Here is a 10,568-nt window from a genome sequence, read left to right on the forward strand (position 1 = left end):
GGAGAGCGGACGCTAACGCCAAGCTCCGTGGAGTGGGTGTGGCTTTGGTTGCCTGTCGGGGGGGGGGGGTGGGGGTGGGCCCCCCCCCCCCCCCCGCTGCGAGGTCGGGCGCGGATACTACAACTCTATTGTCATAGACAAGAGTTGATCGGTGCTCCATCCATTTCAGTGAATCTGACGTCTCATCAGTTTCGTTTCGCCCGCCGTGATCAAGGATGCGAACAGTATCCGTCACGGAAGGGTGGTTCGCATGACCAGCGTCAGTGGAGAGCCGATCCCGGCGATCACCGAGGCCACGCTCGCCGACGTCGCCGACAACGGACTCCGGGGGCCCGGCACCACCGTCAACCAGGCCGTCATCGACCTCGGCAACGCCCTGCAGGCGGCCGCCCAGGGCGACGGGACGGTACAGCTCCCGCCGGAACTGGCCGAGCTGGTGGCCAAGGTGCGGCAGATCGCCGACGTCGACGTCACCGGGATCGAGGTGGAGGAGGACATCCGCCTGTCGGCGTTCCGCATCAGGCTGAGGGGCGACGAGCCGCGCCCGGTCGTGATCGTGCCGGCCGGCTGGAACCCGCTCGGCTGGCTGCCCTTCGTCTACGGCTACATCAAGCTGGCGCTGCGCGGCTACCACGTCCTGGCCTACACCCCGCGGGGCCTCGGCTACCCGGGCTGGATCTCCACCTCCGGCGGCCGCGTCGACGTCGCCGGGCCCGCCGACTGGGCCGACGGGGCGAAGGTGATCACCCACGCGGAGGGCTGGTGCGAACCGCGCAAGGTCGGCTTCCTCGGTGTGTCCTACGGCTCCGGGATCAGCCAGCTGGTCGCCGCGCACGACCCCGACGAGCGGGTGGCCGCCGTGGTCGCGCTGAGCACCTGGGGCAACCTGGCCACCAGCCTCTACGACAACGACACCCGGCACCTCAAGGCCGTTGAACTGCTGGTCGGCTTCACCGGCGGGGAGAGGCAGGACAAGTTCGACGCGGAGACCCTGGACATCCTCGACAAGTTCGACCAGAACCGCGACCTCGACGACGTGATCGCCTGGGGCAACAGGCGCTCCCCGGAGACGTACATCGGCGAGACCAACCGGCTGGGCATCCCGACCTTCGTCTCCAACACCTGGCACGAGACGCTCTTCCCGGCCTCCTCGGTGATCGACGTCTACAACCGGCTGACGGTGCCCAAGCAGCTGAACCTGTGGATCGGCGACCACGGCGCGCCCGAGGGCGCCGGCATGTCCGGCCTGCTGACCCACCTGCCGTTCCCCGGTCTGGCGGATCCCCTCCGGGAGGCCTACGAATTCCTGGACCACCACCTGCTGGGCGCCGACAACGAGGCGCCGAACCGCAAGCAGGTGACCAGCCAGGTGATGTTCACCTACAGGACCAAGCCCGTGCTGGGCGGCGGCAACCGGATCACCGAGGCCGCCCGCCGCGAGTCGCGCGACTCGTGGGCGGACGTCACCACCGGCGAGGAGACGTGGTACCTCACCGGTGTCAACGGCGACGGTGACGGCGCGCTGGCCGACAAGCAGAACGACGGCTGGTCGCGGAGCTTCACCGCGGGCGTGGAGACCAGGGCGACGGCGGTGGACGCCGTGATGGACACCGGCCAGAAGGAGTGGACGGGCAACCCCCGGAAGTACGTGCTGCCCGAGTTCGAGCGGGAGAACCTGCTGGTCTGGTCGACCGACCCGCTGACCGGGCAGGGGGAGACGGCCCGCCGGATCCGGGGCGCCGCGCAGGTCCGGCTGACCGTGCGCAGCACCGAGGATGCCGCCACCCTGGTGGCCTACCTGTTCGACGTCGCCCCGGACGGTACGGCGCGGATCGTCACCCACGAGCCGTACACCGTGCTCGGTCTGACTCCCGGGAAGGACACCACCGTCGGCTGGACGCTCCAGCCCGCCGCGTACGACGTGCCGACCGGCCACCGGCTGGCGCTGGTCGTCAACAGCCGTGACCAGCTGTACTCCTACGCCGCGGAGCGCGGCACCGTCACCGTCGGCTCGCCGAGCGGCAACGAGTCCCGCCTGGAGCTGCCGCTGGGCTGAACCCCGGAGTCGCCCCCGCGGCACGTCGCCGTCCGGCGGCGGGCCGCGGGGAGTCGAGTGGCGGCGCGGGGACCCCAAGCGGAGGTCAAGGAACCTTGACCTCCGCTTGGGGTCCGCGTCCGCTGATCGCGTGCCAGACTGTGCGCCCCGCAGGCCGATGAGGAGAGTTCGGTGGATCTGGCGCGCCCCCTGATCGAGGACTTCCCCGCCCATCCGGACGGCGACCCGGCCGAGGCCCTGGCCCGCGCCGTCCGTGCCCGCCGCGGCGACCTCGGCCTCACCCTCGGCGACCTCGCCGCCCGGGCGGGCCTCCCGGAGGCCGACGTCCGGGCCGTCGAGGCCGGGCACGCGAGGCCCACCCTGGCGCTGCTCACGGTGCTGTCGCACGCGCTGCGCAAGGAGTAGCGGGGGCGGGCCGCCGTTCAGGCGGGTTCGTAGGAGGTCCGCCGGACCAGGGCGCGGGCCTGCGGCGAGTCCATGGGGTGGGCGAAGAGGTACCCCTGGCCGAGCGGGCAGCCCATGGCGGCGAGCAGGTCGCGCTGGTCGGCGTGCTCGATGCCCTCGGCGATCACCTGGACGCCGAGGGTGTCGGCGATCCGGGTGATGCCCTCGACCAGGGCGTACTGCTGGGGCGAGTGGCCGAGGCCGTCGATGAAGGACTTGTCGATCTTGAGCAGGGAGATCGGGAACTCGCGCAGGTAGGACAGCGAGGAGTAGCCGGTGCCGAAGTCGTCGATGGCGATGCCGACGCCGAGGCCGGACAGGGTGGCCATGTCGGCGTGGATGCGGTCGTCGCGGCGCATCAGCACGGACTCGGTCAGCTCCAGCACCAGCGTGTGCGGGTCGATGCCGGTGGTGGCCAGGGCCCGGCGGACCACGTCCACGAACCCGGCGTCGCGGAACTGCCGGGCCGAGACGTTGACGTTGACCCGCAGCGGCGGCCGGCCGGCGGCGGAGCGGACCGCCGAACTCGCGGCGTGCCAGGCCGCGACCTCCTGGGCGGCGCGCTCCAGCACCCAGGCGCCGAGCGGGACGATCTGGCCGCTCTCCTCGGCCAGGGCGATGAACTCGTCGGGCAGCACCATGCCGCGGCGGTCGTGCGGCCAGCGGACCAGCGCCTCGAAGGCGACCAGGTCCCCCGAGCGCAGGTCGACGATCGGCTGGTAGTACAGCTGGAAGGCCGATTCCGCGATCGCCGAGTCGAGGTGCTCGTTCAGCTCGTGCCGCTCCACCATCCCGGTCTGCAGGGCCGGCCGGTAGTGGCGCCACTGACGGCGGCCGGCCGCCTTGGCGGAGTAGAGCGCGAGGTCGGCGTGGGTGAGCAGCTCGGTCGCGTCCACGCTGTCCTCGGTGGTCGCCACGCCGATGCTGGCCGTCACCCGCACCGCGCCCGACGTGAGCTTGAACGGCTCGGCGAACACCGCCAGCACCCCGGACGCGATGGTGTCCACGTCGGCCGGCCGCCGCGCGTCCTCCACCAGCACCGCGAACTCGTCGCCGCCGAGGCGGGCGGCGGTGTCCGAGGCGCGCAGCGCGGTGGAGATCCGCATCGAGACCGCGACCAGCAGCTCGTCGCCGACCGCGTGGCCCTGGGTGTCGTTGACCACCTTGAAGTCGTCCAGGTCGATGAACAGCACCCCCGTGACGGCCCCGCTGCGCTCGCCCCGGGAGAGGGCGTGGCCGACCCGGTCCAGGAACAGCACCCGGTTGGCCAGGCCGGTCAGCGAGTCGTGGAAGGCCCGGTGGGTCAGCTCGCGCTCCATCTGCCGCTGCTCGGTCACGTCGCGCAGGGTGAGCACCAGGGCGCCCACGGTCGGGTCCGCGCGCAGGTCGTTGAAGCGGACCTCGGCCTCGATCGGGGTGCGGTCCTGGCGCAGCAGCCGCCAGTGCTCGCGCGGCTGCTCCGCCCGGGGCTGGTCGGCCGGCCCGCGCATCCGGGCCAGCGCCTTGCCGACCTCCCGGCTGTCCTCGGGCGGGACCAGGTCGGTCAGCAGGGTGCCGGCCAGGTTCGGGTGGCCGAGCACCGTCTCGGCGGACGGGGAAGCGTAGCGCACGCCGTCGTCGGCGTCGAGGATCAGGATGACGTCGCTGGCGTTCTGCACCAGGGTGCGGAAGTACAGCTCGCTGTTGCGGCGGATGACCTCCCGGCTCAGCACCAACCGCTCGACCGCGAGGGCCGCCTGCGCGGCGAGGATCTCCAGCGAGCTCCAGAGGCTGGTCAGCTCCTGCTCGGTGCCGGTGACGATGAGCGCGCCGATCAGCGGATCGCCGGAGGGGCGCTCGGCGAGGGTGAGCGGGCAGACCAGGGCGTACGGCATGCCGCCGCCGAGGCGGTTGCGCCGGTCGCCGCCGGGCTTCGCGCCGGGCTTGGCAGCGGGCTTGGCGGCGGCCGGCCGCGCGGGGCCGGGCTTGGACGGGCCGGGCTTCGACGAGACGGACGGGGCGGCGTCCAGGCCCAGGGCGGCCACGGGCAGCAGCAGGGTCTCCCGGGCGGCGGCGAGTTCCAGCACCTGCTCGGACGGCGCGGCGTCCTGCGGCGCCTGCCGGGCGGAGCCGCTCCCGGCGTGCCGCACGTGCAGCACGCCCTCCTCGGTCACCGCGAGCAGGGCGACGTGTCCGGCCTCGGCCGGCATCAGCGTCGACGCGGCGGACTGGACGGCGTCCGCGACCTCCTCCACCGTGACGGCCGCGGTCAGCCGGGCGCCCGCCTCGCGCAGCGTCCGCTCGCGGGCGACGGCCTGCCGGCGGTCGGAGACGACCACCGCCAGCCGGGCCAGCACCAGCAGGTAGAGCAGCGCGGAGAACGCGCCGATCACGCCCGCGTTGCCGGTGTTGCCGGCCAGCGCCTCGATGATCAGGATCGCCGGGGCGATCAGCGAGGCGAGGGTGAGCAGCACCAGCCGGGCGGTGCTCAGGTCCGGCTGCTGGGTGGGCACCGGCCGGGTCAGCTCGACCATCGACGGGTGCAGCGCCGCCGCGCCCCAGGCGGTGTAGAAGGCGGCCCAGCCGAGTTCGACGGGCGTGCCGATGTGCCAGGTGCCGTGCAGCTGGACCAGCCCGTACAGCACGTCGGAGACCAGGAGGCCGAGCGAGCCGACGGCGAGCAGCTGCAGCGAGCGGGAGTTGCCCCCGCGCGGGGTCAGCAGGCGCAGCAGCAGGGCGAGCACGACCACGTCGCCGAGCGGGTAGGCGATCGAGACGGCCTTCTGGATCCAGTCGAGGTCCGGGTTCCGGGCGTACGGGAGGATCAGGTAGATCCAGGCGAGCAGGGCCAGTCCGATGGTGGGGATGAGGGCGTCGAGCAGCCCGGCGCGGTCCTGACGGGCCGTGCGCCAGCGGATGAAGCCCAGCACGCCGACCGCGTACAGCACGTACTCGGCGAGGTAGAAGCCGTCCGCGACGGACGGGAACGGGTTGGGCAGGTGCAGGATGTCCAGCTGGACGGCCTGGATCACCTCGCCCACGGTGAAGCTGAGGTTGGCGAGTGCCAGCACGTACCAGAAGCGCGCGTGCGCGGGCCGGTTGAGACGGACCCCGACCACGATCGCGGCGACGCCGCCGAGGCCGATGCCCGTCCACCAGATGATCCGCTGGCTCGGATTCGCGTAGTAGATGCCGGTGAACAGCACCATCCAGAGCAGGTAACAGGCCATCAGGCGTTGGCACCGGCGAGTCAACGAGGCTACCTCCTCCGCGACACCACCCCGCCGGTCGGGCGGGGGAGTTCGGGCGAGGACTGGGCGGGCGAGGCGTACGGGCCGGCCCGGGGCGGGACGGGGTGGGCGCTTTCGCGCAGCAGCGAGGCGTCCGGTGGGGGGTGCGACCGGACGGCCTCGACGGGGCAGGAGTGCGTATAGTCGGAAATGTCGCACTCCCCAGCATTCTGCCGCCACAGCACGAGGTCAAGCCGGTGGACGACGCAGTAGACAGCGCACAGGGCGTACGCACGGATGCGAGCTCCGGCCGTCACGCCGTGGTCCGCAACGACAACGGTCAGTATGCGATCTGGCCCGGGGACTTGACCGTCCCGGCCGGCTGGCGGCAGGTCCACGGACCGGCCGGGCGGGCCGACTGCCGGGACCGGGTGGAACACGAGTGGCGCCCCGCCGAACTTGGCTTCCCCGACGGCGCCCCCGTACGGCGGGCGGCGGCCGGATTCGCCGACACGGTGCACGGACTGTTCCGCGCGCGGGCGGCGCACGACCCGGAGGCGGTCGCCGTCATCGCCGCCGACGCCACGCTGAGCTACCGCGAACTCGACCTGCGCAGCGACCGGTTGGCCGCCGCGCTCCGGTCCCGCGGAGCCGGCCCCGAGCAGGTCGTGCCGGTCTGCCTGGAACGCGGGGCCGGGCTGGTGACCGCCTGGCTGGCCGTGCTCAAGGCCGGCGGGGCCTTCCTGCCACTGGACCCGGCCCACCCGCGGCGACGACTGGCCGGGCTCGTCGAGGACTGCGGGGCCCGGGTGGTGGTCGCGGACGGCGACGGCTTCCCGGGGACCTCCCGGGTACCCGTGCTCGGACCGGGGGGCGGCGGCTCCGGCGAGTTCCTGGGCGACGACGGCGCCGTCCCGGACGACCTCGCCTACCTGATCTACACCTCCGGCACGACCGGCCGCCCCAAAGGCGTGCCCGTCACCCACCGTGCGCTGCTGTTCACCCTCGACCGGATCGTCCACGCCTACCGGCTGCGCCCCGGCGAACGCGTCCTGCAACTGGCCGCGCTGGGCTCCGACACCGCGCTGGAGCAGGTGTTCGGCGCCCTGCTCGCGGGCGCGACCGTCGTGCTGGGCGGCGGCGGGGACGCGGGCGGCACCTGGGCGCCCACCGAACTGGCCGGCCGGCTGCCCGGGCTGGGCCTGGCCGTCGCCGACCTCACCCCCGCCTACTGGCACCACCTGCTCGACCTGCTCCCGCCCGGCGGGCCCGGCCCCCGGGAACTGCGGCTGCTCGTGGTCGGCGGGGACGTCGTGCACGCCGACGACTGCCGCCGCTGCCTGGAACGGCTGCCCGGCGCCCGGCTGCTCAACGCGTACGGGGTCACCGAGGCGGCCGTCACCTCGACGCTCTGCGAGGTCACGGCCGACCTCCTCGGCGGGGGCGCCACCGGCCCGGGCCCGGGGGGACCGGGCGGCTCCGCCGCGCCCGTACCGATCGGCCGGCCACTGCCCGGAGTGCGGGTGCACGTGCTCGACGCCCGGCTGCGCCCCGTCCGGCCCGGGGAGAAGGGGCAGATCCACCTCGGCGGGCCCGGCCTCGCCCGCGGCTACTGGCGGCAGGCCGGGCTCACCGCCGAGTCCTTCCTGCCCGACCCGTACGCGCCGCTGCCCGGCGAGCGGATGTACCGCACCGGCGACGCCGGACGGTGGCGGGCCGACGGGCAGCTGGAGATCCTCGGGCGCTTCGACGACCAGCTGAAGGTGCGCGGGCACCGGGTGGACCCGGCCGAGATCGAGGCCGTCCTGGCCGCCCACCCGGACGTCCGGCAGGCCCGGATCGCGGCCGACGGGGAGGCGGCGGACGGCAGCCGCACGCTCACGGCGTACTACACGCTCGCCCCCGGGGCGGCCGGCGGGGCGCGGGGGATCCGGGCGTTCCTGGCCGAGCGGCTGCCGGAGTACCTGGTGCCGGCCGACTTCGTGCCGCTGGCGGCGATGCCGCTGACGGCGGCGGGGAAGATCGACCGGCGGCGGCTGCCGCAGGCGCCGGTGCGTTCGGTCGGTTCGGGTGGTCCGTCCGGCCCGGCTGATCCGGCCGTTCCGACTGCTCCGGTCGTTCCGGCCGGAGCGGGTGCCTCCGGTGCGTCCGGTGCGTCCGATGCGTCCGATGCGTCCGGTGCGGACGCGGTCGAGGCGGGCGTCGGGCAGCTGTGGGCGGAGCTGCTCGGCGTCGAACACGTCGGCCCGGACGGTGACTTCTTCGCCCTCGGCGGCACCTCGCTGCTCGCGATGGAGATGCTGGCGCGGGCCCGGATCATGTTCGGCATCGACGTCGGGCAGGTGCGGGCGCTCACCCGGGCACTGCTGCGCGAACCCGTCCTGCACGCCTTCGCGGGGACCCTGCGGGCGGCGCGCACGGAGGGCCCCGCGGGCGCCGAACGGGACGCCGGCGTCGACTGGTTCGCGGAGGCCCGGCTCACCGACGACCTCCGGCAGTCCTGGAGCCCGGCGCCCTCCCGGGCCGAGCCCGCCGAGATCCTGCTCACCGGCGCCACCGGCTTCTGCGGCGCCCACCTGCTGCACGCGCTGCTCGCCACCACCCGGGCCCGCATCCACTGCCTGGTCCGCGCGCCCGACGAGGAACACGCGCTGGAACGGCTGCGGGCGGCGCAGCAGCGCTTCCTGCGGCACGACCTCGCCGACCGGCGGGTGGTGCCGCTGGTCGGCGACCTCACCCGGCCCGCACTCGGGCTGACGGACCACCGGTTCGACTGGCTGGCCGGGCACCTCGACGCGATCCACCACCTCGGCGGGCAGGTCAACTTCCTCTACCCGTACCACCAGCTGCGCCGCCCCAACGTCGGCGGCACCCGGGAGGTCGTCCGGCTCGCCGGGCACAGCCGGGGCATCCCCGTGCACTACCTCTCCACCCTCGCCGTCCTGGCCGGCTTCGGCGCGGTCGGCGTCCCGAAGGTCACCGAACGGACCCCGCTCGCCCACCCGGAACGGCTCGGCGTCGGCTACGTCGAGAGCAAGTGGGTCGCCGAACAGCTGCTGCACAACGCGGCCGCCGCCGGCCTGCCGGTCACCGTGCTGCGCACCAACGACGTCACCGGGGACCTCGCGGACGGCGCGATGAACACCGGCACCGAACTGTGCGCGCTGATCGCCTACCTGGCCGACAGCGGGACCTGCCCGGACGTGCAACTGCTGCTCGACTTCGTCCCCGCCGACCGCTTCTCCCGGGCCGTCGCCCACATCGCCGCCCACGCACCGGCCGCCGGCGAGGTCTACCACCTCACCTCCCCGCAGCCGGGCGTCCTCGCCGACCTCGCCGAGCGGCTGCGGGCGCGCGGCCACCGGATCGCCCCACTGCCGTACGGGGACTGGGTGCGGCGGCTGGTCCGGTTCGCCGCCGGGAACCCGACGCACCCGATCGCACCGTTCGTCCCGCTGTTCGTGGACCGCGCGCCGGGGACGGAACTGTCGATCAGCGAGATGTACTTCCGGCCGACGTTCCCGCTGTTCGAGCGGGTCAACGCGGACGCGGCGCTGGCCGGGAGCGGGATCGAACTGCCCCCGGTGGAGGCCGGGTTGATCGACCACTACCTGGCGGGGCTGGAGCGGGAGGGCTTCCTGCGGGCGGCGTCGCCGTGAGCCGTTCCGAGGGGAGCCGTTTCGAGGGGAGCGGTTTCGAGGGGAGCCTTTCCGACGGGAGTCGTTCCGAGGGGAGCCTTTCCGGCGCGAGCCTCTTCGACGCGCTGGGCGGGCGACTCGGCCCCGGCGACGGCCCGGTGGCCTTCGGCGGGTCGCTCGGGCCCGGAGAACTGCTGGCGGCGTACCGGCGCGGGCTGTTCCCGCTGCCGGCGGCGGACGTGTACGCGAGCGCGTACAGCGAGGCGCTGTACGGGGACGCCGTCGAGGCGGGCGAGGTGGCGCTGCTGCCGGGCGGGACGGACCCGTACGCGCTGGCCTGGTGGTCGCCCGACCCGAGGCCGGTGATCGCGCCCGACGGCGTACGGCTCGGGAGGCGGCTGGAGCGGCGGCTGCGCAACCGGTCCTCGTGGTGGACGAGCGCGGACCGGGCCTTCGGGCAGGTGCTGGCGGCGTGCGCCGAGGGGCGTCAGCCGGTCTGGCTCACGGAGGAGTTGGCGGCAGCGCTGATGGAGCTGCACGGGCTGGGGGCGGCGCACAGCGGCGAGGTGTGGGAGGGGGAGGAGCTGATCGGCGGCGTGTTCGGGGTGGTGGTCGGCCCGGTGCTGAGCCTGGACTCGATGTTCCACCGCCGTCCGGACGCCGCCCGGGTCGCCGTCGCCGACCTCGGGGCGAGGTTCGGCGCGGCGGGCGGGCGGCTGCTCGACGCGCAGTGGGACGGGCCGCACGTGCGGAGCCTCGGGGCGGAACCGATGGCGCGCTCGCGGTACCTCGCCGAGCTCTGGGGCGAGGGCGAGGGCGAGGACACGGACGGGGGCGCGGGCAGGGGCGCGGGCGGGGTCGGTGCGCTGGACGGGTCTCCGCTGCCGGCGGCGCGGCTGGGGCGGGGCCCGGTTCGCCCGGCTGATCCGTCCACTCTGACGGACCTCGGATGACCTGCGGTTAAACCTGATAGGTCCGCCTTTTTTGGCCTGTCTTCGACAAACTTATTCCTCGTCAGTAACATGACGCCGCGTGTTCAAGAGCTCCATAGGCAGGGCCGCCGGCCCCGCCGTCCTCACCCTCGTCCTCGCCGGGGCCGCCGCGTGCGGGCCGACCAGCCCCGGTACCTCCCAGGCCGGTGCCGCACCGGCCGCCGCAAACGTCGCCGAACCGGCCGCGACCGCCGCCAGGGGCAGCCCAGCCGCCGCCCCGCCCGCCGGC

At 74.2% G+C, this 10,568-nt stretch carries 5 protein-coding genes and 1 pseudogene; 5 read left to right on the forward strand and 1 reads right to left on the reverse strand.

Annotated features, from left to right (window positions below; genetic code table 11):
• The first annotated feature begins 250 nt into the window (after positions 1 to 250).
• Together ACFVGO_RS33315 and ACFVGO_RS33320 are read left to right on the forward strand one after the other, a co-directional pair.
• Positions 251 to 2,056: a CocE/NonD family hydrolase C-terminal non-catalytic domain-containing protein gene (locus ACFVGO_RS33315; RefSeq protein WP_380635829.1), complete on the forward strand. Its 1,806-nt coding sequence runs from the start codon at positions 251 to 253 to the stop codon at positions 2,054 to 2,056.
• A gap of 171 nt (positions 2,057 to 2,227) precedes the next feature.
• Entirely contained in the window at positions 2,228 to 2,461 is a 234-nt protein-coding gene (locus ACFVGO_RS33320) for a helix-turn-helix transcriptional regulator (protein WP_359913507.1), read from the forward strand.
• 17 nt (positions 2,462 to 2,478) lie between these two features.
• On the opposite strand, the gene ACFVGO_RS33325 is transcribed toward ACFVGO_RS33320, so the two are convergent.
• Complete coding sequence (locus tag ACFVGO_RS33325) at positions 2,479 to 5,709, reverse strand: putative bifunctional diguanylate cyclase/phosphodiesterase (protein ID WP_380635832.1); 3,231 nt, start codon at positions 5,707 to 5,709, stop codon at positions 2,479 to 2,481.
• A gap of 257 nt (positions 5,710 to 5,966) precedes the next feature.
• Between ACFVGO_RS33325 and ACFVGO_RS33330 the strand changes: the two genes are divergently transcribed.
• The 3 genes and pseudogenes from ACFVGO_RS33330 to ACFVGO_RS33340 form a co-directional block, all read left to right on the forward strand.
• A complete protein-coding gene (locus ACFVGO_RS33330) occupies positions 5,967 to 9,368 on the forward strand; it encodes an amino acid adenylation domain-containing protein (RefSeq protein WP_380635834.1) in 3,402 nt (1,133 codons plus the stop codon).
• On the forward strand, positions 9,365 to 10,300 hold the full coding sequence (locus ACFVGO_RS33335; RefSeq protein ID WP_380635836.1) for a leucyl/phenylalanyl-tRNA--protein transferase: 936 nt from the start codon (positions 9,365 to 9,367) through the stop codon (positions 10,298 to 10,300). Before ACFVGO_RS33330 ends, ACFVGO_RS33335 begins: the two co-directional genes overlap by 4 nt.
• A gap of 79 nt (positions 10,301 to 10,379) precedes the next feature.
• A pseudogene (locus tag ACFVGO_RS33340) lies at positions 10,380 to 10,568 on the forward strand (hypothetical protein); the annotation flags it as partial.

Source organism: Kitasatospora sp. NPDC057738, from assembly GCF_042798815.1.
GTDB lineage: Bacteria > Actinomycetota > Actinomycetes > Streptomycetales > Streptomycetaceae > Kitasatospora > Kitasatospora lactacystinica.

Coding starts and splice junctions, on each gene's coding strand:
- ACFVGO_RS33315 (WP_380635829.1), top strand. CDS start 251: ATGACCAGCGTCAGTGGAGAGCCGATCCCGGCGATCACCGAGGCCACG.
- ACFVGO_RS33325 (WP_380635832.1), bottom strand. CDS start 5,709: ATGGCCTGTTACCTGCTCTGGATGGTGCTGTTCACCGGCATCTACTAC.